Source organism: Ignatzschineria sp. LJL83 (genome assembly GCF_054871845.1).
Window position 1 is genome coordinate 59722 of sequence record NZ_JBTXLY010000012.1, and the last position, 26981, is coordinate 86702.

At 39.8% G+C, this 26981-nt stretch carries 24 protein-coding genes and 1 tRNA gene; 24 read left to right on the top strand and 1 reads right to left on the bottom strand.

Features of this window, described 5'->3' with window-relative positions; genetic code table 11:
* Window positions 1–9 precede the first annotated feature (9 nt).
* From ACYSN2_RS08740 to ACYSN2_RS08810, 15 genes are all read left to right on the top strand, one after another.
* Window positions 10–951, top strand: a complete 942-nt coding sequence (locus tag ACYSN2_RS08740) for an alpha/beta hydrolase (RefSeq protein WP_461749872.1) — start codon at window positions 10–12, stop codon at window positions 949–951.
* A 78-nt stretch (window positions 952–1029) separates the two neighbouring features.
* Window positions 1030–2148 (top strand): aromatic ring-hydroxylating oxygenase subunit alpha, encoded by a 1119-nt coding sequence (locus tag ACYSN2_RS08745; protein ID WP_461749873.1) that lies wholly within the window; start codon window positions 1030–1032, stop codon window positions 2146–2148.
* A gap of 194 nt (window positions 2149–2342) precedes the next feature.
* Window positions 2343–3311 (top strand): PDR/VanB family oxidoreductase, encoded by a 969-nt coding sequence (locus tag ACYSN2_RS08750; protein ID WP_461749874.1) that lies wholly within the window; start codon window positions 2343–2345, stop codon window positions 3309–3311.
* Window positions 3312–3548: 237 nt separating this feature from the next.
* Window positions 3549–5498 carry an ATP-dependent DNA helicase gene (locus ACYSN2_RS08755; protein ID WP_461749875.1) on the top strand — a complete coding sequence of 650 codons (1950 nt, stop codon included), beginning with the start codon at window positions 3549–3551 and terminating at the stop codon, window positions 5496–5498.
* Between the two features lie 27 nt (window positions 5499–5525).
* Window positions 5526–6128 (top strand): glycerol-3-phosphate 1-O-acyltransferase PlsY, encoded by a 603-nt coding sequence (gene plsY, locus ACYSN2_RS08760; RefSeq protein ID WP_461749876.1) that lies wholly within the window; start codon window positions 5526–5528, stop codon window positions 6126–6128.
* A gap of 473 nt (window positions 6129–6601) precedes the next feature.
* Complete coding sequence (rluB, locus tag ACYSN2_RS08765) at window positions 6602–8377, top strand: 23S rRNA pseudouridine(2605) synthase RluB (RefSeq protein WP_461749877.1); 1776 nt, start codon at window positions 6602–6604, stop codon at window positions 8375–8377.
* 249 nt (window positions 8378–8626) lie between these two features.
* Entirely contained in the window at window positions 8627–9586 is a 960-nt protein-coding gene (locus ACYSN2_RS08770; protein ID WP_461749878.1) for an ABC transporter ATP-binding protein, read from the top strand.
* A complete protein-coding gene (locus ACYSN2_RS08775; protein ID WP_461749879.1) occupies window positions 9579–10352 on the top strand; it encodes an ABC transporter permease in 774 nt (257 codons plus the stop codon). Before ACYSN2_RS08770 ends, ACYSN2_RS08775 begins: the two co-directional genes overlap by 8 nt.
* A 194-nt stretch (window positions 10353–10546) precedes the next feature.
* Entirely contained in the window at window positions 10547–11335 is a 789-nt protein-coding gene (locus tag ACYSN2_RS08780; RefSeq protein WP_461749880.1) for an MlaA family lipoprotein, read from the top strand.
* Between the two features lie 103 nt (window positions 11336–11438).
* Window positions 11439–12263, top strand: a complete 825-nt coding sequence (locus tag ACYSN2_RS08785) for a 16S rRNA (uracil(1498)-N(3))-methyltransferase (RefSeq protein ID WP_461749881.1) — start codon at window positions 11439–11441, stop codon at window positions 12261–12263.
* Window positions 12264–12515: 252 nt separating this feature from the next.
* On the top strand, window positions 12516–13499 hold the full coding sequence (gshB, locus tag ACYSN2_RS08790) for a glutathione synthase (RefSeq protein ID WP_461749882.1): 984 nt from the start codon (window positions 12516–12518) through the stop codon (window positions 13497–13499).
* A 35-nt stretch (window positions 13500–13534) separates the two neighbouring features.
* Entirely contained in the window at window positions 13535–14581 is a 1047-nt protein-coding gene (locus ACYSN2_RS08795; protein ID WP_461749883.1) for a M42 family metallopeptidase, read from the top strand.
* 184 nt (window positions 14582–14765) lie between these two features.
* Window positions 14766–15632 carry a YicC/YloC family endoribonuclease gene (locus tag ACYSN2_RS08800; protein WP_461749884.1) on the top strand — a complete coding sequence of 289 codons (867 nt, stop codon included), beginning with the start codon at window positions 14766–14768 and terminating at the stop codon, window positions 15630–15632.
* 82 nt (window positions 15633–15714) lie between these two features.
* A tRNA-Arg gene (locus tag ACYSN2_RS08805) sits at window positions 15715–15791 on the top strand.
* Window positions 15792–16077: 286 nt separating this feature from the next.
* Window positions 16078–16323, top strand: a complete 246-nt coding sequence (locus tag ACYSN2_RS08810) for a CPCC family cysteine-rich protein (RefSeq protein ID WP_461749885.1) — start codon at window positions 16078–16080, stop codon at window positions 16321–16323.
* A 58-nt stretch (window positions 16324–16381) separates the two neighbouring features.
* Here ACYSN2_RS08810 and ACYSN2_RS08815 read toward each other — a convergent pair whose 3' ends face one another.
* On the bottom strand, window positions 16382–16552 hold the full coding sequence (locus tag ACYSN2_RS08815; protein WP_461749886.1) for a hypothetical protein: 171 nt from the start codon (window positions 16550–16552) through the stop codon (window positions 16382–16384).
* Between the two features lie 351 nt (window positions 16553–16903).
* Between ACYSN2_RS08815 and ACYSN2_RS08820 the strand changes: the two genes are divergently transcribed.
* The 9 genes from ACYSN2_RS08820 (at window position 16904) to trpS (ending at window position 26760) form a co-directional block, all read left to right on the top strand.
* Window positions 16904–17626: an ion channel gene (locus ACYSN2_RS08820; RefSeq protein WP_461749887.1), complete on the top strand. Its 723-nt coding sequence runs from the start codon at window positions 16904–16906 to the stop codon at window positions 17624–17626.
* Between the two features lie 148 nt (window positions 17627–17774).
* On the top strand, window positions 17775–18938 hold the full coding sequence (gene mutY / locus ACYSN2_RS08825; protein WP_461749888.1) for an A/G-specific adenine glycosylase: 1164 nt from the start codon (window positions 17775–17777) through the stop codon (window positions 18936–18938).
* Window positions 18939–19188: 250 nt separating this feature from the next.
* Window positions 19189–21024, top strand: a complete 1836-nt coding sequence (locus ACYSN2_RS08830) for a tetratricopeptide repeat protein (protein WP_461749889.1) — start codon at window positions 19189–19191, stop codon at window positions 21022–21024.
* Between the two features lie 46 nt (window positions 21025–21070).
* Window positions 21071–21886 carry a symmetrical bis(5'-nucleosyl)-tetraphosphatase gene (locus ACYSN2_RS08835; RefSeq protein WP_461749890.1) on the top strand — a complete coding sequence of 272 codons (816 nt, stop codon included), beginning with the start codon at window positions 21071–21073 and terminating at the stop codon, window positions 21884–21886.
* 126 nt (window positions 21887–22012) lie between these two features.
* The gene (gene yihA / locus ACYSN2_RS08840; RefSeq protein ID WP_461749891.1) at window positions 22013–22633 is read left to right on the top strand and encodes a ribosome biogenesis GTP-binding protein YihA/YsxC; all 621 of its coding nucleotides are present in this window, start codon (window positions 22013–22015) and stop codon (window positions 22631–22633) included.
* Window positions 22623–23612 (top strand): glucokinase, encoded by a 990-nt coding sequence (locus ACYSN2_RS08845; protein ID WP_461749892.1) that lies wholly within the window; start codon window positions 22623–22625, stop codon window positions 23610–23612. Before yihA ends, ACYSN2_RS08845 begins: the two co-directional genes overlap by 11 nt.
* Window positions 23613–23620: 8 nt before the next feature.
* Window positions 23621–24454 (top strand): MurR/RpiR family transcriptional regulator, encoded by an 834-nt coding sequence (locus ACYSN2_RS08850; protein WP_461749893.1) that lies wholly within the window; start codon window positions 23621–23623, stop codon window positions 24452–24454.
* A 215-nt stretch (window positions 24455–24669) separates the two neighbouring features.
* On the top strand, window positions 24670–25536 hold the full coding sequence (gene truA / locus ACYSN2_RS08855) for a tRNA pseudouridine(38-40) synthase TruA (RefSeq protein WP_461749894.1): 867 nt from the start codon (window positions 24670–24672) through the stop codon (window positions 25534–25536).
* A 216-nt stretch (window positions 25537–25752) separates the two neighbouring features.
* The gene (trpS, locus tag ACYSN2_RS08860) at window positions 25753–26760 is read left to right on the top strand and encodes a tryptophan--tRNA ligase (protein WP_461749895.1); all 1008 of its coding nucleotides are present in this window, start codon (window positions 25753–25755) and stop codon (window positions 26758–26760) included.
* Window positions 26761–26981 lie beyond the last annotated feature (221 nt).

A 26981-nucleotide genomic window follows, 5' to 3' on the forward strand; every position in this document is an offset into this window, starting at 1 on the left:
AGCCATAAAATGACTAAACAAGATTACTTATTAAATGAAGAGATGGAACAACTCGTTCATTGGAGCACTGTATATTCCGCAGCAGATGAACATATTGATTCCCGCAGAGCTGCTTTTGATGCAATGTATGCTCACTATTCATTCTTAAGAGATGACTCATATTTAGTAGAAGATGGCACCTTATCTAATACACATAATATGAAATATCGTATCTATAAACCTACAACTTCTACTCCGAAAGAGGGATGGCCCATCGTATTTTATCTTCATGGTGGCGGATTTGAATGTGGAGGATTGGATGCCTACGAATTCTTAACGGGGGATATGGCTCGATCGCTCGATGCTTGGATTTTCTGTGTAGATTATCGATTAGCTCCTGAGCATCAATATCCTGCCGCATTTGAGGATGCATTAGAAGGATGGAATTACCTAATAGAGCATCTTTCTTTATGGAATATTAATCCTAATAAAATCGTATTGGCAGGGGATGAAGTCGGGGCTTTATTAGCGACAAGCTTAGCTTCTATGATCTCAAAAGAAGAGATTCAGCCTGCGGGGATCGCTCTGCTCTCTCCATGCTTATCTCTCACAGAGTCTTTTCCAAGCCACGAAGATCATGCGAAAGCACCTATGATTAACCCAAGTGATATTTCTTTCTATTATGAACGTTATGTACCTGAAGCACTCAAAGACGTACTCAAGGAGAACTCACCACTTCTGGCAAAAAACATCTCTAAAGTCCCTAAAGTTTGGATAGGAGTTATCCCTTGGAGCCCTCTTCTAGATGAAGGAGTTGCCTACTTTGAGTTACTTCAAAAAGAAGGGGTAGATGTCACTTTATATGAAGCTCAATCCATTATTCATAATTCGATTTGCATGTGGCGAGATTGCCCCAATGTCTATCAATTTTATTTAAATTTTTTACAAGCGATTCGCTCTATGTGGGCGTAATTCAGTCGCTCACTACTCATAATAATTAATCAATGACTCACATATTAAGTCATCCATAATCCCTAAAGGAGAACAACTATGTCACAAATCCCTAAACTTCCTAAAGATTTTTGTAATGATCCTGATGTAGCATGGACATTGCCGAGAGAATACTACACCTCAGAGAAAATTTTTGAGATCGAAAAAGAGCGTATCTTTGATAAAAGTTGGATCTGCGTTTCTCATATTAGCGAACTCGCCAATCCGAATGACTATATAACGCGCCAAATTATTGGGGAAAATATCCTCATTGTCAGAGGTCGAGATAATGTTTTACGCGCATTCTATAACGTCTGCCCACATCGTGGACATGAACTCATGGAAGGGAGTGGTAAAGCTAAAAATGTGATCACATGTCCTTATCATGCATGGACATTTAAACTTGATGGAACACTTGCATTAGCTCGTAACTGTGACAATGTTGAAAGTTTCGATACGGAAGGGTCACATCTTTCATCTATCAAAGTAGAAGAATATGCAGGATTTGTTTTCATCAATCTAGATCCAAACTCCGGGTCTGTTGAAGAACAGCTTCCAGGTTTAGCAGAAAAAATGTTTGAAGCTTGCCCCGTTATTAATGACCTAAAACTAGCTGCAAGGTATATTACAGATACTCCTGCAAACTGGAAAGTCATCGTCGATAACTACATGGAATGTTACCACTGTGGCCCTGCTCATCCCGGTTTTGCGGATTCAGTTCAAGTAGATAAATACTGGCATACAATGCATGGTAATTGGTCTTTACAATATGGTTTTGCGCGCTCTTCTGAAAAATCTTTCAAACTAGATGATTCCGTTGTAGATGCGAGTTTCCATGGTTTTTGGGCATGGCCTGCAACAATGTTTAATGTCAATCCAGGTAGCGACTTTATGACAGTCATCTACGAGTACCCTATTGATGCAGAAAATACACTTCAACATTATGAGATCTTCTTCTTAAATGAAGAGCTCACACAAAAACAGAAAGATCTTATTGAATGGTATCGCACAGTATTCCGCCCTGAAGATCTTCGTTTAGTGGAAAGCGTTCAACGTGGTCTGAAATCAAAAGGCTATCGTGGACAAGGCAGAATCATGACGGATAGACAAAGATCTGGCATTAGCGAGCATGGAATTGCTTACTTCCATAGCCTAATTGCTCAAGTACATCAGGATTAATCTAGCTTTTACTTTACAAAAAACAAGCTAAAAAGTGAGAAACCTGCTCTTATCAAGTATCACTAGTTCTATATCTATACTAGCGCCTCATAAGAGCGGTTTCTTACTACAACTTAGCAATCATTATAAAAATCATAAAAAACAATAATTACAACAAACACACTCACAAACATCAATAATAAGAGGGATTCAAAATGGGAGATATGCAAGAATCATTAAACGTCAAAGTCACAGCGATAGAACAGCTAACGCCTCTCATCCAGCGCTTCACATTAGAAGATATTAACGGGAATTTACTCCCTGAATTCAGTGGTGGCAGTCATATCATCGTTCAGATGAAAAATGGGGCTGAAGATTTCAATAATGCCTACTCTTTAATGAGCCAACCCGATAATCAGACTCACTATCAAATTTGTGTGAGATTAGAAGAAGATGGCAAAGGTGGCTCTAAATTCATGCATAACAATGTGAAAGTCGATGATATTCTGACGATCTCAACACCTAAAAATATGTTTGAGCTATCTAACACAGGGCAAAAACATATATTAATTGCCGGTGGAATTGGTATCACCCCCTTTATTCCACAATTAAAAGAACTTTCTGATCGTAATGCTGATTATGAGTTGCACTATGCCTTTCGTGCACCTGAACATGGGGCATTAACCGAAGATCTTCAGCAAAGCATGCATGCAGATCGCTGTTTCTACTACATTAATAGTCACAATGAATCTCTGAATATTGATGAACTATTAGCAAATCAACCTAAACAAACACATATCTACGTCTGTGGCCCTCAAGGATTGATTGATGCGGTTATAGAAAGCGGTCATCGTAATCGCTATCGAGATGAATATATTCATTGGGAAAAATTCTCATCAGATCCCCTTACTGAAGCCAATGCATTCACGCTTGTCTTAGCAAAAAGCGGGATTGAAATACAAGTGGAATCCAATCAATCTATTTTACAAGCGTTAGAGGGCTCTGGCATTGACATAGATTGCCTATGCCGTGATGGTTATTGTGGCACATGTGAAACCAATATTATTGAAGGTGAGGCTGAACATTTAGACAGATACCTCAGTGATGCAGAAAAAGCCTCCCAACAAACCATTATGCCATGCGTATCCCGTGCAAAACATGACCGAATTACATTAGATCTATAAATTAGGTAATTTTACAAAAACAATAAATATGACTCTTTACCCCCTTCCTCTGTAAGTTGTGAGGCCTTTAAAGATCTTAAGAAATTAAGATCTTTCTTTTTTATCTACGATCTTCTTTTCTCTCCTATTTCTATAACTCTGATTACTTTGCTACAACAGTTTTTCTAAAAACCGTTACAATAGAGCTTCATTTTCAACTCACAGAACGATAGATCCTCGCAAGAATAACGATACGATATGAATAAAGAGCCCATTACCCAATTTTTCTCCGATAACGGTGCGTTAAGCCAAAAGATTAATGGCTATCAGCCTCGTGCAGAGCAAATTATGATGGCGGAAGCAATTGCCGAAGCCATTGATGAGCACGATACGTTAATCGTAGAAGCGGGAACCGGAACGGGAAAAACCTTTGCGTATCTTGTGCCGGCGCTCTTATCAAAAAAGAAAACATTAGTATCTACCGGAACAAAGCACCTTCAAGATCAGCTCTTTGAAAAGGATATTCCGCTACTTCAAGGCTTGATTAAGCATCCGATTTCAACGGCACTCCTTAAAGGTCGTGCGAACTATATCTGTCTTTACCGAACGAAAACCCTTCGAGCTCGTGGACGATTTGAGAACAAGAAACAAGTGGAGCAGTTTTTTAGAATTGAACGCTTTGCACAACAAGACGCCACCGGCGATATTACGCAACTTTCCGGCATTACAGAATCTGATCTCTGGTCACAAGTCACTTCTACCACAGAAAACTGCCTTCATAATGAATGCCCAGACTTTGAGGAATGCTTTGTCTTTAAAGCTCGTAAAAAAGCGATGGATTCCGATATTGTCGTGGTGAATCATCACCTTCTCTGCGCCGATCTTGCTTTAAAACAAGATGGTTTTGGCGAAATTTTGCCGGAAGCAGAAATTATCATTATTGATGAAGCCCATCAACTTGCCGAAACTGCCGGACTGTTCTTCAGTACGCAGCTTTCCACAAAGCAATTTCACGATTGGATTGATGATCTCAATAAAGCCATTGCCGTAGAAGCCTCTGATTTCAGTAGCCACGATACAGCGGCAGATGCGCTCTTTAAGGCACTCACGGAGCTTCGAAAAGCCTTGCCGCAATATAATCAGCGTTATGCGCTCTCGGAGTTTGAAGAAAACCCTGTTATCACAACGCTCTTCCAAGAGATTTACGATATTGCGAAAACGCTCCTAACCATTGTCGATCCGCTTAAAGTTCGGGCGCAAATCTTCACAAAACTTGTGGAGCGGTTAGAAGAGATTATCGTGACGTGGAAAATTCTTCTGCTTGGCGATAAAACGCCGGATTCCGTGAATGCCATTAATTGGCTTGAAACCTATACGTTTAATATTACGTTTCATTCCACACCGCTCGATATTTCAGAACAGTTTCGTAAAAATAGCGGCATCTTAAACGCAAGTTGGATTTTCACATCCGCAACCCTTGCCGTAAAAGATGATTTCAGCTATTTTTGCCGTCCGCTTGGGCTTTCTAAGAAAAATACCTTAAAGCTCGATAGCCCATTTGATTATCCGAGAACGTCCCTACTTTATCATCCTGATCATCTACCACTTCCCAATGATCCCAAGTTTTTGCCGGAGATGATTGATGCGGTATTGCCGGTAATCGATATTACAAAAGGTCGAAGCTTTATTCTCTTCACGAGTTATCGTGCACTCAATGAAGCGAAAGAGCTCTTAAAACGTAAAACGGAATATCCACTTTTTGTGCAAGGCGATTTGCCGAAAATGCAGTTGATCGAAGCCTTTAAAGAATCCGGCAATGGTATTTTGCTTGGAACCATGAGCTTTTGGGAAGGTGTGGATGTAAAAGGCGATGCGCTCTCTTGCGTCGTTATTGAGAAATTCCCCTTTTCATCGCCGGGCGACCCGATTGAACAAGCGAAAATGGATCTGATCCGCGAACAAGGTTACGATCCTTTTAGCACTTATCAACTGCCAAAAGCGATCATTGCGCTGAAACAAGGTGTTGGAAGGCTGATTCGAGATCATGATGATTACGGCGTTCTCGTGATTGCCGATACTCGTTTATCAAAAAGCCGTTACGGCAAGCGTTTTTTAGATAGCTTACCGCCGATGACCAAGACATTAAAACCCGAACGTATCACACGTTTTTTTGACTACATGGAAAATAAACGAGAAACTAACTCCTAATTTTCCCACATCCGAGATTGTTAAAATATGGATATCACGCTTTTAGGTTACCTTTTAATTGTTACAAGCTACTTTATTGGCTCGCTCTCTTCTGCCATTATTCTCTGTAAAATCGCAGGTCTTCCGGACCCGAGAACAGAAGGCTCCGGCAATCCTGGCGCGACAAATGTGATGCGCATTGGCGGAAAAAAATTAGCGGCATTAACGCTTCTTGGCGATCTATTAAAAGGACTTATTCCGGTTCTTATCGCGAAATTGCTAGATCAATCAGCGCTCACGATTTCTCTCGTTGCCGTGATGGCATTCTTAGGGCATCTTTTCCCAATATTTTTTGGCTTCAAAGGCGGAAAAGGCGTTGCGACTGCGCTCGGTGCGATTTTAGGATTAAACTTTCTAGTAGGATTATGCGCTTTTGGTGTTTGGATTGTGATCTTCATCATCACGAAGATCTCCTCCCTTTCAGCATTGATTGCGGCGGTTTCAGTACCCTTTTTCCTCTATTTCTTTAATGCGCCCATTGAGATTGTCTATGCCGTAATCTTTATGGATGTTTTCCTCATCTATCGCCATAAATCGAATATTCAACGCTTATTAAACGGCGAAGAAGGAAAGCTTAAAGCGAAGAAATAATTGCCGGCAAGGATTCAGATCAGGCATTCAAATACTATTTAAATAGTAAATAGATACGCTATTTTAAAAATCCCAAGAACTGTTTCGAATAGAAATCACTTGGGATTTTTTATGTTTTAAGAACCCAATAGTCCTATCGTTATTTCGGCTTAAAATTCTAAAAATGAGGAACAGCGCTGGCATGGGATTTTCAAAAAATGTAAACATGCACCCCTGCTATGAATCAATCTCTTCTTTACTCTTGCAATACTATTGCACTTTAACTATTGAACTTTCTTAAACCAATTTCTCTATAATTTCATTACATTCACTTCTCGGCAATCATTCTAAAAAAGCCTACAGATGAAGCTCATGATTCTCTTTACATTAATCTTCAAGATTGGTTTTATTCACGTTTTATTGCAAGAAGCTACAATTTAGCACGAGAATCCGCTATAATAATCGCCATTTAACACTCCTATTTTAAGGGCATCATGAAAGAACGTTTACAAAAAGTTTTAGCGAACCTAGGATTGGGTTCACGCCGAGAAATCGAAAGTTGGATTAGCGAAGGCCGTATCAAGGTTAACGGCGAAACAGCAGAGCTCGGATGTCAAGTGGATGGAACTGAAACTGTTCTCCTTGATGGCCGTAAAATTTCGATCGAAAATGGCGAACAAGAACGTCGTGTGCTTATTTATTATAAGCCTGAAGGCGAAATTACAACCCGTCACGATCCTGAAGGTCGTCCGACAATTTTTGATAGTCTTCCACGCATTAACGATGGTCGTTGGATCACTGTTGGCCGTTTAGATATCAACACGCAAGGTCTTCTTTTAGTAACAAATGATGGTGAATTAGCGCATCGCTTAATGCATCCATCTCACGAATTAGAGCGTGAATATGCAGTTCGTGTTATCGGCGATTTCACTGATGAGATGGCTGATAATATGAAGAAAGGCATCGAATTTGAAGATGGTCTTTCTAAGTTTGAAGATATCCTTTGGTCAGGTGGCACAGGTGCAAACTTCTGGTATCACGTGACGGTAAAAGGCGGGAAAAACCGTGAGGTTCGTCGTCTTTGGGAATCACAAGGTTTAATGGTTTCACGTTTAATCCGTATTCGTTACGGCAACGTGGAATTACCAAAAGGTCTTCGTGAAGGTCAATTTATTGATATTGATGCAGACGTTTTAAAAGGTCTCGTAGAATCTGTAGGTCTTGAGCATCAACGTGTTGTGCTTGATGAAAAAACAGAACGCCAACGTTCAAAAGCACGCCGTGTGGGTGGTAATCAGCAAGATCGTCGCCGTGAACTAAATCGTGATAACCGTTCATTCGGTTCACAAGATGCGCGCCGTCATGAAGGCGATCGTTTCAAACATCGTGATGATAGCCGTGGCAGTCGTCCTGAAGGTCGTCCATTTAATCGTGATAACAATCGTTCAGAAGGCCGTTCATTTAATCGTGACAACAACCGTTCAGAAGGTCGTCCGTTTAACCGTGACAACAACCGTTCAGAAGGTCGTTCATTTAATCGTGACAACAACCGTTCAGAAGGCCGTCCATTTAATCGTGACAACAATCGCTCTGAAGGTCGTCCGTTCAATCGTGATAATAATCGTTCAGAAGGTCGTCCGTTCAATCGTGATAATAACCGCTCTGAAGGTCGCCCATTCAATCGCGATAATAACCGCTCTGAAGGTCGTCCGTTCAATCGTGACAATCGCTCAGAAGGTCGTTCATTTGATCGCAACAGCAACCGTTCTGAAGGCCGTTCATTTGATCGCAACAGCAACCGCTCTGAAGATCGTTCATTCGATCGCAACAGTAACCGTTCTGAAGGCCGTTCATTTGATCGCAACAGCAACCGTTCTGAAGGCCGTTCATTTGATCGTAACAGCAACCGCTCTGAAGGTCGTTCATTTGATCGTAACAGCAACCGTTCTGAAGGCCGTTCATTTGATCGTAACAGCAACCGCTCTGAAGGTCGTTCATTTGATCGTAACAGCAACCGCTCTGAAGGTCGTTCATTCGATCGCAACAGCAATCGTTCTGAAGGCCGTTCATTTGATCGTAACAACAACCGCTCAGAAGGTCGTTCATTCGATCGTAACAGCAACCGTTCTGAAGGTCGTTCATTTGATCGTAGCAATAACCGCTCTGAAGGCAGAAGCTTTGGTTCACAAGATTCTCGCAGACATAGCCGTGATGAAACTAGATCATTTAATCGTGAAGAGCGTTTTTCACCGAAAAGATCACGCGATTAATTATCGACACTTTTAAGTAATCATAAAGATCTTTTGCATTAGCAAGAGGTCTTTATTTGTTTTTATGTGTTAGTTTTTATAAATTACCTTTAAGCTTTATGATGATTTAAAGATAATAACTTAGAGCAACATCTCAAAAATTGAGAAAGAGTTGAGAAATAACATCGCTTCTCAATTCTCTTACTGAAAGATATTCCCAATCCCTTTCAGAACCCTATCCATTCATGAACTATTAGAGGTATCAATTTTATGGCAACTCCATTAGCGTTAAAAATTACTGATCTCAAGAAGCAGTATCGAAACGGTAAAGTCGCCTTAAAAGGCATTAATCTTGAAGTGAAAGAAGGCGATTTCTTCGCCCTTCTTGGCCCAAATGGTGCCGGAAAATCTACGACAATTGGTATTATTACCGATCTTGTACAAGCGACTTCCGGCAATGTTGAAGTGTTTGGCGTGGATACTCAGAAGAATAAAAATCTTGCGAAATCCATGATTGGTTTAGTGCCTCAAGAATTCAACTTTAACCCCTTTGAGCCTTGTGAAGAGATCGTCATTAACCAAGCAGGTTATCTCGGCATTCCTCGATCAGAAGCGAAAAAACGCACCGCTGAACTCCTTGCGCTTCTTGATCTTTCCGATAAAGCGAAAGTGATGGCTCGGGAACTTTCTGGCGGGATGAAGCGCAGACTCATGATCGCAAGAGCTTTAGTGCATAATCCTAAATTACTCATTTTAGATGAACCGACTGCCGGCGTTGATATTGAAATTCGCCGTCAAACATGGGAACTCATGCAAAAAGTGAATGATGCCGGCACCACCATTATTCTCACGACGCACTATTTAGAAGAAGCGGAGCAGATGTGTAAAAATATCGCCATTATTAATCACGGTGAAATTGTTCAACAAAGCTCTATGAATGCGCTCCTTCGAGAACTGCAAACGGAATCCTTTATCTTAGATTTAAGTGATCACGCCGTTGAATTACCAATGATTGATGGCATTACCTTAAAGCTGGTGGATTCTATGACTTTGGAAGCTGAAATCACAAAGCCTTATACGATCAATGATCTATTTACTGGGCTGAACACGAAAAATATCAAAATTGATACGATGCGCAATAAGTCTAATCGTTTAGAAGAGCTTTTCCTTCGCATTACAAATCGTGCGCCCCAAAATTCAGACAATTTAGAAGGAGCAAAAAATGAGTAATCGCGCTTATTGGATTGCCTTTTACACCATTATTACCAAAGAGATTTACCGTTTTGTCCGCATTTGGCCACAAACATTATTACCGCCATTAATCACAACAATTCTCTATTTCCTTATTTTCGGAAAAGTAGTGGGCGATCGTGTCGGTGATATGGATGGCGTCAACTACGCGCAATTTATCGCACCGGGATTAATTATGATGACAGTAATTAGCAATAGTTATTCCAACGTGGTTTCTTCATTCTTTAGCGCAAAATACTCTAGCCATATTGAAGAGATGCTTGTCGCACCTGTTCCAAATCTTGTGATTATCGGCGGTTATGTGATGGGCGGTGTTGCTCGTGGACTTGCTGTCGGCGGAATTGTGACCATTGTGGCAATGTTTTTCATTGATATGAAGATAGATAATGCCTTTTTGATGGTCTTTATCTTCCTTTTAACCTCGCTCGTATTTTCACTTGCTGGTTTAATTAATGCGATTTTCGCAAGAAGTTTTGATGATATCTCTATTATCCCAACCTTCATTTTAACGCCATTAACCTATCTCGGTGGCGTGTTCTATTCCGTATCACTACTTCCGGAATTTTGGCAAAATGTATCGTACTTTAACCCAGTGCTCTATATGGTGAGTGCGTTTAGATATAGTATTTTAGGCGTTTCAGATATTAATATCTGGACGGCAATTCTGCTCTTATCAGGCTTCTTTATCGTCCTATTTAGCTTAGCGTACTACTTGCTAAATAAAGGGATTGGCTTAAAATCCTAACTCGCTATATATCGAGGTGCTTCTAATTATGAAGCACCTTGATCATCCATAATGAGATACTTTTTCTTTCAGATACGGCACAATCTCCCCATAGAGATATCGTAACTGATGACTATAAAAACAATAAGATATACTTTCTTATAAAAACTCCTGTTACAATTGACAGTAAAATTATTTAAATCTGAGAAAACACTATGAAATATTTTCGCCTTTTAAGCACACTAATGATTGCCGGCATTATTACGGCATGTGCGGGTAAAAACCCAAATCCGTATGATCCGTATGAAGGCTATAACAGACCTACTTATGAGTTTAATACGGCATTTGATAAAGCGATTTCTAAACCTGTTGCGGAAGGATATGTAACAGTTGTACCACAAACAGCAAGAACGGGAATTGCAAACTCTTTAAGAAACTTGGGTGATACGCATAATGCCGTTGTTCATGTGACCCAAGGCGAGTTTTTATCAGCTCTTGAAAGCGTACATCGTTTCGTCTTTAACTCCACCTTTGGATTACTTGGCTTTATCGACTTAACAGATACTTTCCATCTTCCTCCAAAAAATGATAACGATATGGGAACGACCTTTGCAAAAATGGGCTGGGCAAATAGTAACTACTTTGTCGTACCGTTTGTCGGTCCTTCTACCTCTCGTGATACTGTTGGAACCGTGGCCGATATCTTCGTGAATCCTGCAACATACGCATTCACAGATTGGCAAGCTGTGGGGCTTTATACTGTGGGACTTGTGAATCTTCGAAGCGAATTATTAGATGTGGATTCTGTGACAAAGTCTGCGGCATTAGACCCATATGTTTTCCAACGTGAAGCTTACCTACAATATCGTAATCAGTTCCTTAAAAACAAAGGTGTGAAATATATTCGTAGCGCACATGAACAAGAATCATTCTTCGATGATGAATATGATGATGAAGAGACCGGCATGTCGATTGCGGATCTTGCACGCCAAAGAAATCAGTAGTTAGAATTAACTAACGTTCCATATCAAAATCAGTCAAAAGGCGTTTAGTCAGCAGATTAAACGCCTTTACTCTTTATACATTCAGAAGACAAAGGATAAGCTTATGCGCCTTTTTTTGAACCAGATCCTTGCCATTGGCGAAGATATCACATTACAAAATGAAGAATATAACTACATTGCTCGCGTTTTAAGAAGTCGTGAGAATGATCCGATCATTCTCTTTAACGGCGAAGGCGGAGAATATCACGGCAATATCGTGGAGATTGCAAAACGTCATCTCACGGTTCGTCTTAAGAAGTTTAATCCCATCAATCGCACCAGTAGAATTCAGATTCATCTTCTACAATCCTTAGCGAAAGGCGAAAAGATGGAGCTTGTGCTACAAAAAAGTACCGAGCTTGGAGTTACATCGATTACGCCGTTAGCGACTGAGAGAAGCGTGATGCATCTTAAAAAAGATCAGACTGAAAAGCGTTTAGATCGTTGGAATAACATCATTACTTCCGCTTGCGAACAGTGCGGACTCAATATTCCACCAACGCTCCATGAACCGCATTCTTTAGATTCATGGATTCAAAATGTCTTGCCAACCATGAACACAACGATTATCACCCTTGCGCCGACAGCAGAGCATTCACTTGGAAGCTTTTTAAAATCCTTCCAACTTTTGAGATTGCCGGATCAATTACTAGATCAAGAAAACAGTTCTGAAAACTCCCAACTACCCCACTCTTTCACTATCGTGATTGGTCCTGAAGGTGGTTTAACGGAAGAAGAGATCGAGCAACTACAAAGTGCCGGCGCAAAAAGCGTGTCATTAGGCGCTAGAATTTTACGAACAGAAACTGCCGCATTAACAGTAATTTCAACGCTTCAAGGCGTGATCGGCGATTGGTCTACTGAAACGAATCTTTTCCTAGAAAACTAAACAATGGGATTGCGGTTAAGATTACAGCAGAGATTTTACAGCAAAGATTGAGATGGAAAGATCGAGATTAAAAACCTTGATCTTTTCTATTAAAGAAATCTATTTTCGCTTACCTTCGAAATGATCTATTCTAAGAAACAGCAATCATATAAAACCATTAAATAAACATCACAAATAAATCATACATATACACGAATCAGATATCACTCAGCTATTGATGACAGATTCACAAAATGACTGTTGAGGACATTTATGAACAAGACACCTAGAATTATCTTTATCATGGATCCGATAGAATCCTTACTTGCGAAGAAAGATACCACCATCGGTATGATGATGGGCGCGGCAAGCCTCGGTCTTCCTATTTACTACACAGAGCAGAAGTCGATTTATCTATTAGATGGCGTTGTGCAAACAACGGCGCAAAACGTCACGTTAAATCTTGCCGGTGATAATCAACTCGCAAGCTTAGAAGATTGGTATTCTCTTGGCGAAAAAGAGAACTTTATCTTTGGGGAAAACGACATCGTGCTCCAACGTAAAGATCCGCCATTTAACATGCATTACATTCACACGACTTACCTTTTAGAGCTGATGGAAACGCAAGGTTCACTGGTGTGTAATCGCCCTGATTCACTTCGTGATTGTAACGAAAAGATGTTTACGGCGTGGTTCCCAGAATTATGCCCTGACACCTTAGTTACAAGCCAAAGCTCGCACATCAAAGCATTTATTGAAAAGCATCACGATACCATTGTGAAACCCCTTGATGGCATGGGCGGAAGCTCTATTTTCAGAGTAATGGAGAAGGATCCAAATCTTAACGTGATTTTGGAAACATTAACCGAGCACAACACAACGTCCATTATGGTTCAGCGCTATATTCCTGAAATTACAAAAGGGGATAAACGCATTATTCTCATTAACGGTAAACCTGCGCCCTATCTTCTTGCAAGAGTGCCGGCAGAAAATGAAACACGCGGCAACTTAGCGGCAGGCGCAACCGGCGTTGTTCAAGAACTTTCTGAAAATGACCGTAAAATCTGCGAAACATTAGGTCCTGAATTAGTGAAACGTGGACTCTATTTCGTGGGTTTAGATGTGATCGGCGATTACCTCACAGAGATCAACGTGACAAGCCCAACCGGCATTCGTCAGATTGATGAAGTGAAAGGCACATTCTTAGGCAGAGATATTATCGAAGCCCTCGTTGAAGCTTGGAAAAATCGCGCTTAATAGAAAATTACATCCCATTTTTAGGAGATCTATTCATGGTATTTCAGGCAGATTCCCTGCTTCAAAGGTTACAAACATTAGTTGAAACGCCATCGCCATCAGGATTTACGGCAAATGCACTTCGGTATATTGAATCGGAACTCACAAAGCTGTCGCTTCCCGTTCAAAAGACCTATAAAGGCGCGATTATTACCAAAATTGCCGGCAAGGACGATTCGCGTGCAAGATTAATGACAGCGCATGTGGATACGCTCGGCGCAATGGTGAAATCGATTAAAGCAGATGGTCGATTAAAACTGACTAAAATCGGGGGATTTAACTGGAATGCCGTGGAAGGCGAATATTGCCAAATTCATACGCGCAACGGCAAAACCTTTACCGGCACGATATTGATGCATGAAACTTCCGTACATGTATATCGAGATGCCGGCGATCTACCGAGAGATGATGCACATATTGAAGTTCGCCTTGATGAAAAGAGTATGAGCGAAGCCGATACAAAAGCGCTTGGCATTCATGCCGGCGATTTTGTCTCTTTTACCCCTCGCTTTGAATATACGGCGCAAGGATTTATTAAATCTCGACATTTAGATGATAAAGCGAGCGTTGCGCTTCTATTTTCAGTGATTGAAGCGATTCAAGCATCCGAAGAACCATTGCCCTATTCGCTCTACTTCTATTTTTCCAATAATGAAGAGATCGGTTTTGGTGGAAATGCTTCTATTCCGCCGGAAGTTGTAGAATATCTTGCCGTAGATATGGGAGCGATTGGCGATGGTCAAACCACCGATGAATATAGTGTTTCTATCTGCGCGAAAGATTCTTCAGGTCCTTATCATTATGAACTGACGAATCAGCTTATCGAACTTGCGAAAAACCATGAAATCCCGCATCAAGTGGATATCTATCCATTTTATGGTTCAGATGCATCCGCTGCGATTCGAGCAGGATTTGATATTCGCCATGCGCTCATTGGCCCCGGCATTGAATCCTCTCATGCTTTAGAGCGTACGCATTTAGATTCGATGGAAGCGACTTTGAGGCTTCTGTTAGCTTATAGTTATGCGCCAATGTTGCCATAAACCAAGCACAAATTAACGCATCGGGCTTTCTCAACAAAAAAGCCCGATTTTACGTATAATAGTTTGATATTTTTTCACAAGATCCTAAAGCGCTTTTCAAGTACTGACAATCTTCCTTGTGAAACGACTATCAACATCAAATAACCCATCATTCAAAATTAAAAATAATCAATAAAGGATGCCTATGTTACGCTCCATGACTGGATTTTCTCGTGAAACAACTGCAACAGAGATCGGACAATTAAGTCTTGAGATTCGCAGTGTTAATCACCGTTATTTAGATCCCACCTTTAAAATGCCGGAACTGCTTCGTGCGCTTGAACCTGAACTTCGTGAAATGCTTCAAAAAAATGTGTCGCGCGGAAAAGTGGAAGTGGGAATTCGTATTGATTTTGATGAAGCAGAAAGCGCGCATCTCACATTCAATGAAGCAACCGCTAAGGAATTATTAGCAATTCATGCAGAAGCGAATGCATTACTCGGCGCATCTTCACAATTATCGGCATTACAATTAATGCAACTTCCCGGCGTAATGAAAAGCTCCACATTAAATGCTGATTCCATCAAAGCACCGCTCTTTTCACTCTTCACACAGGCGTTAAAATCATTCCTTGATAATCGTGAACGTGAAGGTGCTCGTTTAAAAGAGATGATGCTTGATCGCCTTGATCAAATGGAAGCGCTTGTTGAAAAAGCTCGTGAACAGCGCCCAATTGCTGTAGCAAAAATCGAAGAGCGTCTTCGTGGTCGTTTAGAAAACCTCGATATTGAACATGATCCACAACGTTTCGAGCAAGAGCTTATCTATGTCACTCAACGTTTAGACATTGATGAAGAGATCGATCGTTTAACGGCACATATTGCCGAAATGAAACATGTGTTTAGCCGCAAAGAACCTGTGGGTCGCCGTTTAGACTTCTTAACACAAGAGCTCAACCGTGAAGCAAATACTTTAGGCTCCAAATCACAAGATGTGGTTCTCACCCAAATTGGCGTAGATCTCAAAGTATTAATCGAACAGATTCGTGAGCAAATTCAAAATATTGAATAACAACATGAATTATCGATCAATCACGGAGATCATGCTTTTACTATCATAAGAATTTTTTGATGGTATAATATTGAGCTTCAAAGCGCCTATAGCTCAGTTGGATAGAGTGTTGGTTTCCGAAACCAAAGGCCAGAGGTTCGATCCCTCTTAGGCGCGCCAAATAGATAAAATGCGGTTTATTAGAGTTTATGAAAATCTCTATGAATCGCATTTTTTGTTGCCTTTAAAAGATTCTAAATAATTCTTATTGTATCTGAGATCGTTTACTTCCCGATCTTTTTACAGCATATTTTACGGTATAAACTTCTAAATTTACTTAAACATAAATAAGATTTAGAGAGTTCTGATACAGGACTTGACTGACTTCATAGACAAATGCGATACGAAAGAGAATAATGAAAGAGCGCTGAAAGAGGCGGAAATTTCATTAATATAAGGATTAAGTATGAATAAATACCCTTGCGTATGCTGTGGTTTTTTAACTCGAGAAACACCTAGTGATGGAGATTACGACATTTGCCAAATTTGTTTTTGGGAAGATGATCCTTTTCAAAACAAAAATATTAATGCTACATTTGGGGCGAATGCCGTATCTCTTGCACAAGCCAAAATTAATTTTAACAAATATGGTGCGATGGAAGAAAGATTCGTAAAGAATGTAAGACCTCCAAGTAAAAATGAAATTCCATAATAATATATCCATTATTTCAGACAAAAAATAAGCCCCGAATTAACGGGACTTTTCATTTCTACTCTTCTTTATGCTCTACCTCCACTTCGGCGATCACACCCTCTTCTAGCTCCTGTGGTTCTTCGCGGAATCTTAAATCAATCCAGCGCTCATGCTCTTTAATATCTCGTGGTGCACTTAATATTTTCGTTTGCTTTGTCACAGTTCGCTTATTGCCGTCAATATCCATGATTTCTACTCATTCATAATCATCGTATTCATCATGGACTGTTACGATACAACCTTCATCAAGCTTTTCTACTACGATTCTGAAATATGGCTCGTCAGTTGCACCCTATGGTTTTTCATGCACCTAATTTTCCTGAACCAAGCTGAAAGTATTAGAAATTTTATAGCTATTTTCAGATTCTAATATCTATATCTTAAAACTAATAACTTACTCATCTCAATAATAAGTTTCCTTAATAGCAAATCCATCAATAAATATAAAATTCAGCAAAGATTCATATGCATTATAAGTTGAAATGTTTAGAATAGATTCCGTATCCCCTTTTTTATATTAAAAAAACAGAGAGGCAATATGCCATTTCTAAATGACCAAAAAGCTCAACAAATCCGGAATATCCTCAATATTATTGGCGTGATCGCTTCTATTATTTTAATAGTAAGCATTTCTTTAGAAGTATTTAGCGACGATTCCTTCTTTGAAAAAGATATCTATTCCGATACGCAGTTTTGGGTATGTATCTATTTTTGTATTGATTTTTTTATCTTTTGGTTTCTTTCAAAAAACAGAGCGCAATTTTTCAGAAGATATTTCATGATCTTTTTCCTATCCGTTCCTTACCTTTCGTTTATAGATAATCTTCATGAGCATTTTACAGAAGGAGAAATCTATCTCATTAGGCTAATTCCATTAGTGAGAGGTGCTGCGGCTTTTGTCTTTATTATCTTGCTCTTCGTTAGCAGGAGTACAACCGTACTCTTCATCTCCTATATTATCCTACTAATTGCTATTATCTATTTTATGACGATCCTCTTCTTTGTCGCAGAAAGATCAGTAAATCCTGAAGTAAAAACCTTTTATGATTCACTTTGGTGGGCGGCAATGACCGTCACGACTCTAGGCTCAACCATTCAACCCATCACTGTTTCTGGCAAAGTGATCACCGCTTCTTTAGCCGTCGTAGGTTTGACAATCTTTCCGATATTTACCGCCTACCTCACAACCCTTGTCAGTCGATTAGGACAAAAAGAACACCATGAAGCCAGTGCCTCGAAGAACTCTAAATCCACAGCGTAAGCATTAAACACAGATATTCAATAATGATCCTTTAAAGACGTTAGAATAGCTCACCGAATCGTTATTCAAATCGTTATCTCAATAGCGAATCAATGAACGATTCCGCTCTTATCCATAACCTCCTGTGAAACTATCTTTGATATCTATTATGAACGTTGTATCTCCTCTAAAATCTACAGAAATCCCTCTAGATAATACGCTTCTTGCGCCTGTTACGACGCATCAAATCTTATTATTTCAAGAAAAACTCTTAGAATGGTTTGAACGAGAAGGAAGACATGATCTTCCATGGAAGCCACAAGCGAAGTTCAGTGAAAAGATTAATCTCTACCGTATTTGGATTTCAGAGATTATGTTACAGCAAACGCAAGTAGTAACGGTCATTCCCTACTTTGAACGCTTTATGGAAGCTTTCCCAACGCCGGAAGATTTAGCAAGTGCACCGGAAGAAGCGGTATTGAAGCTGTGGCAAGGCTTGGGATATTACTCTAGAGCAAGAAACCTTCATACTGCATGTCAGCAACTTGTGACAGAATTTAACGGGGAAATCCCGCCTGATTTTGATGCTATTAGAAGTTTAAAAGGCATTGGCGATACCACCGCAAATGCGATTTTAGCGCAAGGTTTTAATCTTCCTTTTGCTATTTTAGATGGAAATGTTCGGAGGGTTTTAAGCCGATTAACCGGCATGACAGCGCCCAGAAAAGAGCTCGATAAGCGTTTAAAGCCCTTTAGCGATATCTTTCTTTGCCATCAAAATCCTGCTGATTATACGCAAGCAATTATGGATTTTGGTGCAACGTTATGTAAATTAAAGCCTGAGTGTGATCGCTGTTTTATACAATCTTCTTGCACGGCAAAAATCTTCGAGAAAACTACCGAGATTCCGGCAAAGCCACCGAAAAAGGTAAAACCTACCGAATCCATTGCCCTCATGATTTTCTTGAGTGAGTCCGATAAAATTCTTTTAGAAAAACGTCCAGAAAAAGGCATTTGGGGTAATCTTTACTCTCTTCCTGAACTGCTATTAAAAGGTAAAGATACAAAAAGTCGCTCTAGTTCTTTACTTCTTCATCAAGACTTAACGGCTTTTCCAAACAAAACACAGATAACAAATATCCGCCATCAATTTACCCATTACACATTGGAAGCCACAGTCTTCAAAATCCCAACCTCTGAAACTGATCTTCATACATGGATGCAATCGCAACCCCAAGAATATCGAGTAGTTTCGATAGAAGAAGCGCTACTTTTGCCAAAGCCAAAACCGGTTGCTGAGCTCATTCAAAACTTACTATACAATGCACCATAAACTGTAAAAGCAGTCGTAAAGTCATCATGGTTCTCAAATAGTCTTAAAACACGTTTTAAAACACTTAAATAAAATTCAATTAACTAGATGTTTTTAAATAACTTAAAAGGTGATAATTTTTAAGTTATATTTTTGTTTTTTATTATCTATTTTAGTTGTCGATTTATCGTTGTTAAAAATTATAGTATACTGTCACTGTTTTGAGTTTTAAAATACACTTTACTAATGAGTAATTTCATTTGAGATGTTCATGAATAGATATCCTTTACAACGATTAATGCGAATGATAACAGTCGCTCGTTACTATGTTTTAGTAGCGCTCTTTATCTATTTATCTCTGATCATTGCAACGATTGCTCGAGCAACTCAAATACAACAGGAGAAACGCGCTTTTATTATCAGTAGCGTCATTGCATCCCAAAAAGAACTCCTCTTCTCGCCTGTTTTAGTCTTGGAATCAGTTGCTGAATCGGACTTAATAGCACAGCAACATTCAAAAGCAGAAGCAATATCCCCCATTCAAATAGAGTTAATCAGTAGACCAACACCAACATTAATTGGAGCAATTTCTACAGAGCTCATTAGTAAAGTTCAGCAAATACAACAACAAGCATTATATGATCTTCAAGCACAAAAAATAGAGAATGATATTGATCTTGTAATGTCTCAAATATCTCCTGCGGCAATAGAACATCATCTCAACGCTATTGAGGAAGATGAGGTCAATAATTATGTCCTATTTACACTATTTCCTCATAAAAAAAATGCCATTATTGAGGAACCTGTAGTTAAACCTTACCCTCAAGATGCTCATGTGGAAGAGCTTTCAATTATCAAACTTGCCAATAAAATTGATAATTCTTTAAGTATCTCAGAAGATGAAGATCTATTTGAGGATTGGGAAGCATCTGAAGCTTATTATGATGATTTACAAGATTATGAGTACGCTGAAAGTTCCATAGATATTGTATTTAATAACTCAGAACAAGATTCAGAATCTAGCAGTTATCCTTATCTTCAAGGTCCTGATGAGATTTTAGAAGCTGAATCTGCATTTATAGATTTCATTAGCCAACCGATGGCGCAACAAATCGAACAATCCCTAAAAACGGGAGATTATTATCTATTCTCAGATAATCCTATCAAAGCAAGACAACACTATGTCCACGCTGTAAAATTGGGCGCTAATAACAAAACCTCGCCACTTTATGCTAAAGCGCTCGTGAAACTTGCAGATATGGAAGATAACTTCTATTTAGCTCGATTCCAATACACAAATGCACTAGAAATTTATGAATCTCACAGAGGATATGATGCTGAAGTTGCAGATATTTTAGTAAAACTCGTCTGGACATTCGATATGGCGACAGAGCGAATTGTAATCTATGAATTATTAACGCGCGCTAAACAAATCCAAGAAAAGCACGATTACACGCCTCAATACACAGAAGTATTACGCAATCTTGCCATCTATTACGAAATTGTTGATGATTTTGAAAAGGCAGATGCACATTATAAAGCGGCACTTGCGCTTGATCTACAGCATTTAACAAGCTCTGATATTCGCACGATTTTAGCGTTAGAAAATTATGCGACATTTTATCTTAAATTTGGAGAATATCGCAAAGCGGAGGAAATTCTCCTATTTAAACTAGATACTCATGAAGCAATCTCTCCGCCTGATTACTATAATCTCGGCAGAACAGAATCTATGCTCGGTTGGACCTATCTTCAACTTGATGAGTTATCTGAAGCTTTAACTCAATACAATAGTGCGCTCCGTAATATCAATTACAGTATCAGCAAAAACCAGTCTATCCCGCATTATTACTCATTGCCGGCAATTTTTGATCTCGTTCATATCTTTGTGTATCTCGAAGATTTCCCATTAGCGATAACTTATTATGATCTCGCTGAATCTCTATTGATCAATGAGCAAGAAACTGATCTCTTAGAATACATTCAAAATACGGATTTAGAAGAGATCGACTTTGATAATATCGTGAATTATCATTGGGCTGCGGAAACTGAAGTGCTCGGTTTGAAATCTATTCTTGATTATCTTCAAGAAAACCCGCAACCTTAAGCATCATCAGCAAGTATTAATCCACATATAAATCCCAGAGGCTTCTATGGCAACTTATGTCATGAGCGATATTCACGGCTGTTATGATGAGTTTATCGCCCTACTTCAAAAAATCGACTTTAATCACGATATCGATCAGCTCTATCTTGTGGGAGATCTCATTAACCGGGGTCCCAAATCCTTAAAAGTCATGAAGTATCTCATGAAGCATGAATCCTCTATCTTCCCTGTTCTTGGCAATCATGATCTCTCATATTTAGTCTATGCTGCCGGAGAAACAAAGCTTCGCCGCGGCGATACTTACAATGAATTAGCCACAAGCGATCAAGTTAAAAAAATTCGTAAATATCTGCGTAAACAGCCTTTAATGCGCTATCTCCCCCAATTTGATATTGCCATTGCCCACGCCGGCATTCCGCCCTTTTGGAGCATTGCCGAAGCGCTTGCGTATAGTAATGAAATTCATGAACTTCTGCTTCGCAAAGATAAAAAACATTATCAAAAACTGATGCGCAAAATGTTCGGCAATCATCCTGAAGCTTGGAGCAATGAGCTAACCGGCATTGATAAAGTGCGCACGATCATCAACTACTTCTGCCGAATGCGTTACCTTAATCTCGATCTTTCCATGGATTTTGATAATAAACTCGAAGATTACGACGAAAGCATTATGCTTCCGTGGTTTAAGTTTGACAGAAGTTTACATCAAAATACGAAAATTATTTATGGGCATTGGGCAAGTCTTGGCATTCATGAAGAGAATAATACGCTCTGTATTGATTCGGGCTGTGTTTGGGAAGGATCACTTTCAGTTGTTAGAATTGATACGCCGGAAATGGAACTTATGAGCTTCTCATTCTAAATATTACCAACGATTTCTTTTCACACATCATTTTCAGGGCTTCTTTTACGGCAGTAAGGTGCAATTCACGGCAATTAAAGGTAAAATATCGGGCTATATATTTCATGATTATTAAGAGGCTGACTGATGCAAGATATCCGAGCGTTACTGCGTAAAACCACTTTTAAAACAAGTGCCAATAGCTTGAGCCAACTCCCTGAAGATAGCCGCGGAGAAATTGCTTTCGCAGGTCGATCTAATGCCGGAAAATCCAGCGCACTCAATGTCTTAACCGGACAAAAAACCTTAGCAAGAACCAGTAAAACGCCGGGAAGAACGCAGCTGATTAACTATTTCGAAGTGAAAGATGAGCTCTATCTTGTGGATCTTCCAGGATATGGTTATGCGAAAGTCCCTCTACCAATGAGAGAACATTGGAAACAGATTCTTCAAGGATACTTTGAAACACGCGAATCTTTAGATGCACTCATCATGCTCATGGATTCTCGTCATCCTTTAACAGAACTTGATAAACAGATGCTTCATTGGTGCGAATTCCAAGAATTACCTACGCACATTCTCTTAACCAAAGCAGATAAACTCAGTAAAAATGAAGCGAGTAAAACGCTGCATCAAGTTCAAAAAATCTTAAAAGAAGAGTTTACAACGCCCATTACGGTGCAACTCTTCTCTTCCACAAAACCAGAGATCGGACTCAAAGAAGCGCTAGGCTACATTGGGCAATGGGTTGAGCATCATGAAGGATAAATTTCCCTTAATCATTGTGGCAGATATGGGCGCAACCTATTCGCGCCTTGCTTTCATTGATGAATATCAAGCGCTTCGTCATGTGAAAGTCTATCTTTCTAACGACTTCAATTCGCCAAAAGATGTGATTGATGCGTATCTTTCTGAAATGGAACTCTCGTCGCCCGATCATATCTTAATTGCCGTTGCTGCGCCGACCTTGAACGATCATCTTGTTTTAACGAACAATCATTGGGATTTCAGTCAAAAAGAGATTACGCAAGAGCTCAACACTAAAGTCACATTCATTAATGACTTTGAAGCGCTTTCTCTCTCTTTAGATCATTTCTCACAGCAAGAACTGACAGAGATTGGGCATCATCACGAGAATAAACTCCTCGCAAGCGCTCATTTCTCTAAAGTTGTCATTGGTCCTGGTACAGGCTTTGGTACCGCAATTAATCTTCAAACACCAAGTGGTAATATTAGCATTCCATCAGAAGGTGGTCATGCGCTCTATGCACCACAAGATGCTGAAGAAACGGAGATTGTGGGTCTTGCCATTCAAGAACTCAATCGCTCGGTAATTATCGAAGACCTTCTTGCTTGTAAACATGGTGTTTCTCGCTTAATTAAGATTATGGCGAAGATTCATCAAGTCACATTAACATTTGATGCAACGCCAGAAGCGCTTTTAATTGCGGCATTAGAATCTAAGGATGCTTTTGCCATTACGGTTTTAAACCGTTACTGCATGATGCTCGGCAATACGGCAAGTAATATTGCGCTCACAACTGGTGCTGCCGGCGGCGTTTATATTGGTGGCGGTTTTGCGCCTCGTTTTAGCGAGTTCTTGCAAGCGTCCAAATTTAGAGAATGCTTCACGAATAAAGAATCCGTCACTGACATCTTATCAGCAGTTCCAACGTATTTGATTACACATCCTTATGCCACTTTAGTAGGATTACAGCAGATCCTACCTCGATATATTCAAGGTTAAAGGACATTATGCTCTCCCATATTCAAAATCATTATCACAATCTCCGTAAATCAGAAGCAAAAGTTGCCGATTGGGTGCTTGCGCATCCCAATGAAGCTGTCGATCTCTCTATCAGCGCCCTTGCCGAAAAAGCCGGCGTTTCAGAACCGACGATCATGCGATTTTGCCATGCGCTTAATTATGAAGGATTTCATACCTTCAAACAGCTTCTCGCAAAGAGCTTACGTTCCGGCGTACCATTTGTGCATGGCAGTATTTCCCCGCATGATTCCACATCGAGCATTATCACGAAACTGATCGATCAATCGAGCGCAGCGCTTTTAAATATGAAAAACTATTTAAATGAAGAAGATCTCGATAAAGCCATTAGCTTATTGGAACATTCCAATCAAGTCATGTGCATTGGTCACGGCGTTTCTGGCGTTGTTGCCAATGATATTCAGCAAAAACTCCTTCGTGTGGGAATTCCGGTATCTTCATACAGCGATCATCACGTGCATAGTTTAGCCGCGAGTTTACTTACGCCAAAAGATGTCTTAATCGCCGTATCTCATACCGGAAAGAGCCAAGATGTGATCGATTCTGCTGATCTTGCTCTATCTAACGGCGCATCTGTCATTGCATTTGCACCGAAAGGATCGCCACTTAGCTATCACGCAACAGTTGTCCTTGAATCAGGTACAAAAGAAGATACATCAGAATATATGCCAATGATCTCCCGCCTTGCGGATCTTGCTATTGTCGATATTCTCCTTGTAACCTTAGCCCTTAAAAAAGGCCCTGAATTTAGAATTGCCATGGAAAACTCCTTGAAAATCATTGATTCAAAACGCATCAAATAGGGTTCAAATAGATACTAAGCTGTTTTGCAGAACGACAAAAATTGCCGGCTCGGAATATTTAAAAGCATGCAAGTATTCGAACCAATGATGCTTCAGCTCGTATAGATGCCATTGAATTTTCTTAAACCAATTTCGCTATGTAACACAATACAACACGATATAACTCGATATAACGCAACATATAAAACAGTAACCTACAATAACTTTTGAACACCATGACCGCTGAAACTTCTTCCGAAACAACATCGTTAAATTCTTCCGAAAATGCCGGCAATGCATCTTCGAAACCCACGCAAAAATATGCGCTCTTAATTGAATATGATGGTAGAGAATTTAGAGGTTGGCAGAAGCAAGGTAATCCACCGGTGCGTTCCATTGAGGAAGAGCTTGAGAAAGCTGTGAGTTTAATCGCTAATGAACCGATTAAACTTGTCTGCGCCGGAAGAACCGATGCCGGTGTTCATGCGATGAATCAAGTAGTGCATTTTGAAACTACCGCTATTCGCCCAAAACGCGCTTGGATGCTCGGCATTAATTCTAATCTTCCGGATGATTGCGCTATCAAAGATATTGTCAGTGTTAATGATGATTTTCATGCGCGCTTTAGTGCCATTAATCGCACCTATCGCTATCAAATCTTTAATCATCCGTTTCGTAGCCCGCTCAAACGCTTTTACAATCTTTGGAATTATCATCCTCTGAATGTGCAGGCGATGCAGGAAGGTGCGCAATTTCTCATTGGCGAACATGATTTCTCGGCATTTCGTTCTTCAGAATGTCAGGCAAACACACCCTTTCGCAATGTGCATTACATCAAAATCACACAAACAGAACATTTGATCGAAATCGAACTAAAAGCCAATGCTTTTCTGCATAATATGGTACGTAATATTGTCGGCACGCTCCTTGAAGTAGGTTTAGAGCGAAAACCACCACAATATGTGGAAGAAGTGCTAAAAAGCTTAGATCGGACAAAGGGTGGAATTACTGCACCACCGCAAGGATTATATCTATATAATGTGGAATATCCTGAAGCAATCGCACCCCAATTTGAGGATTATAGCGCTCGTTTCAGGGTTTAAATATATTTAAATATTTAATATACGTTTAGATATCAAAAAAGATATCTAAAAAACCTCTCTGCCATCAGGTGTTTTAAATAGCCTTTTAAAGAGAGTTTTTAAAAAGAATTTTAAAGAGTAGTTTTAAAGAATTTTTACAGTAAACATTACCATTTAATTATTTGACGAACTTGTCACTTCACTCCGGATTCGGATTATTGTCATAAAGGAATCATAATGAAACAGAAGACGGTTTTAACAGGAATTAGTACCACTGGAACTCCGCATTTAGGAAACTATGCCGGCGCCATTCGCCCTGCCATTGAGCTTAGTAAAACTCATGATAGCGCTTACTTTTTCCTAGCTGACCTCCATTCATTAATCAAATGCCAAGATGCAGAGCTTGTGAATCAATCTCGCCTTGAGATTGCCGCAACTTGGATGGCGCTTGGTTTAGATACAGATAAAGCAGTGTTTTATCGCCAATCTGATATCGAAGAGATTCCACAAATTACTTGGCTTTTAAACTGTGTTACTGCAAAAGGCACAATGAACCGTGCGCATGCTTATAAAGCTGCCGTTGATGATAATATCGCCGCAGAAAATGATGCCGACAAAGGCATTACCATGGGACTTTTCTCCTATCCTGTCTTAATGGCTGCCGATATTTTAACGTTCAATGCCGATCTCGTTCCAGTAGGAAGCGATCAGCGCCAACACGTTGAGATTGCTAGAGAAATCGCACAGCGTTTCAATCATATCTACAAAAAAGAATTCTTTGTGATGCCACAAGAAGTAATTGATGATGAAACGGCGATTCTTCCAGGATTAGATGGCAGAAAAATGAGTAAATCGTACAACAACACGATTCCGCTCTTCTTGCCGGAAAAGAAACTGCAAAAATCGATCAACCGCATTGTGACAAACTCCCTTGAGCCAGGCGAGCCGAAAGATCCTGATAATTCTCATCTTTTCGAGATCTATAAAGCATTTGCAACACCGGAGGAAGTGAGCGATTTCCGTCAAGCATTTATCGATGGAATTGGTTGGGGCGATGCGAAAAAAGCACTTTTCAATCTCATTAACGATGAAATCAAAGATGCTCGTGAAAAGTATAATGAATTAATGGCAAACCCAGCACTTATCGAAGAAACCTTACAAAAAGGTGCTGAAAAAGCCCGTATTCCGGCAAGAGAGATGTTACAACAACTCAAAGATGCCGTTGGTTTAAGAAATTTCATCTAATTGCGACAATGAACGAGGATTGGCTTAAGATAAAGCTCAATCCTCTAATTTTAGAAGTCATTTCATATGCAGATTGCTATATCTAAAAATGAAACTAAACCTGAAACTCTAAAAGCTGAATTGTGGCGGGAGAGAATGCTTGCATTCATTTCACAATCTCGCGCCCGCAGTAAGAGCTGCTTAAGCTTAGAAGTGTAAGTTTAAAGGTGATTCATCGCTAG

Excerpts from the sequence above, each read along its gene's own strand:
- ACYSN2_RS08740 (WP_461749872.1), top strand. The coding sequence starts at position 10 with ATGACTAAACAAGATTACTTATTAAATGAAGAGATGGAACAACTCGTT.
- ACYSN2_RS08745 (WP_461749873.1), top strand. The coding sequence starts at position 1,030 with ATGTCACAAATCCCTAAACTTCCTAAAGATTTTTGTAATGATCCTGAT.
- ACYSN2_RS08750 (WP_461749874.1), top strand. The coding sequence starts at position 2,343 with ATGGGAGATATGCAAGAATCATTAAACGTCAAAGTCACAGCGATAGAA.
- ACYSN2_RS08755 (WP_461749875.1), top strand. The coding sequence starts at position 3,549 with ATGAATAAAGAGCCCATTACCCAATTTTTCTCCGATAACGGTGCGTTA.
- plsY (WP_461749876.1), top strand. The coding sequence starts at position 5,526 with ATGGATATCACGCTTTTAGGTTACCTTTTAATTGTTACAAGCTACTTT.
- rluB (WP_461749877.1), top strand. The coding sequence starts at position 6,602 with ATGAAAGAACGTTTACAAAAAGTTTTAGCGAACCTAGGATTGGGTTCA.
- ACYSN2_RS08770 (WP_461749878.1), top strand. The coding sequence starts at position 8,627 with ATGGCAACTCCATTAGCGTTAAAAATTACTGATCTCAAGAAGCAGTAT.
- ACYSN2_RS08775 (WP_461749879.1), top strand. The coding sequence starts at position 9,579 with ATGAGTAATCGCGCTTATTGGATTGCCTTTTACACCATTATTACCAAA.
- ACYSN2_RS08780 (WP_461749880.1), top strand. The coding sequence starts at position 10,547 with ATGAAATATTTTCGCCTTTTAAGCACACTAATGATTGCCGGCATTATT.
- ACYSN2_RS08785 (WP_461749881.1), top strand. The coding sequence starts at position 11,439 with ATGCGCCTTTTTTTGAACCAGATCCTTGCCATTGGCGAAGATATCACA.
- gshB (WP_461749882.1), top strand. The coding sequence starts at position 12,516 with ATGAACAAGACACCTAGAATTATCTTTATCATGGATCCGATAGAATCC.
- ACYSN2_RS08795 (WP_461749883.1), top strand. The coding sequence starts at position 13,535 with ATGGTATTTCAGGCAGATTCCCTGCTTCAAAGGTTACAAACATTAGTT.
- ACYSN2_RS08800 (WP_461749884.1), top strand. The coding sequence starts at position 14,766 with ATGTTACGCTCCATGACTGGATTTTCTCGTGAAACAACTGCAACAGAG.
- ACYSN2_RS08810 (WP_461749885.1), top strand. The coding sequence starts at position 16,078 with ATGAATAAATACCCTTGCGTATGCTGTGGTTTTTTAACTCGAGAAACA.
- ACYSN2_RS08815 (WP_461749886.1), bottom strand. The coding sequence starts at position 16,552 with ATGGATATTGACGGCAATAAGCGAACTGTGACAAAGCAAACGAAAATA.
- ACYSN2_RS08820 (WP_461749887.1), top strand. The coding sequence starts at position 16,904 with ATGCCATTTCTAAATGACCAAAAAGCTCAACAAATCCGGAATATCCTC.
- mutY (WP_461749888.1), top strand. The coding sequence starts at position 17,775 with ATGAACGTTGTATCTCCTCTAAAATCTACAGAAATCCCTCTAGATAAT.
- ACYSN2_RS08830 (WP_461749889.1), top strand. The coding sequence starts at position 19,189 with ATGAATAGATATCCTTTACAACGATTAATGCGAATGATAACAGTCGCT.
- ACYSN2_RS08835 (WP_461749890.1), top strand. The coding sequence starts at position 21,071 with ATGGCAACTTATGTCATGAGCGATATTCACGGCTGTTATGATGAGTTT.
- yihA (WP_461749891.1), top strand. The coding sequence starts at position 22,013 with ATGCAAGATATCCGAGCGTTACTGCGTAAAACCACTTTTAAAACAAGT.
- ACYSN2_RS08845 (WP_461749892.1), top strand. The coding sequence starts at position 22,623 with ATGAAGGATAAATTTCCCTTAATCATTGTGGCAGATATGGGCGCAACC.
- ACYSN2_RS08850 (WP_461749893.1), top strand. The coding sequence starts at position 23,621 with ATGCTCTCCCATATTCAAAATCATTATCACAATCTCCGTAAATCAGAA.
- truA (WP_461749894.1), top strand. The coding sequence starts at position 24,670 with ATGACCGCTGAAACTTCTTCCGAAACAACATCGTTAAATTCTTCCGAA.
- trpS (WP_461749895.1), top strand. The coding sequence starts at position 25,753 with ATGAAACAGAAGACGGTTTTAACAGGAATTAGTACCACTGGAACTCCG.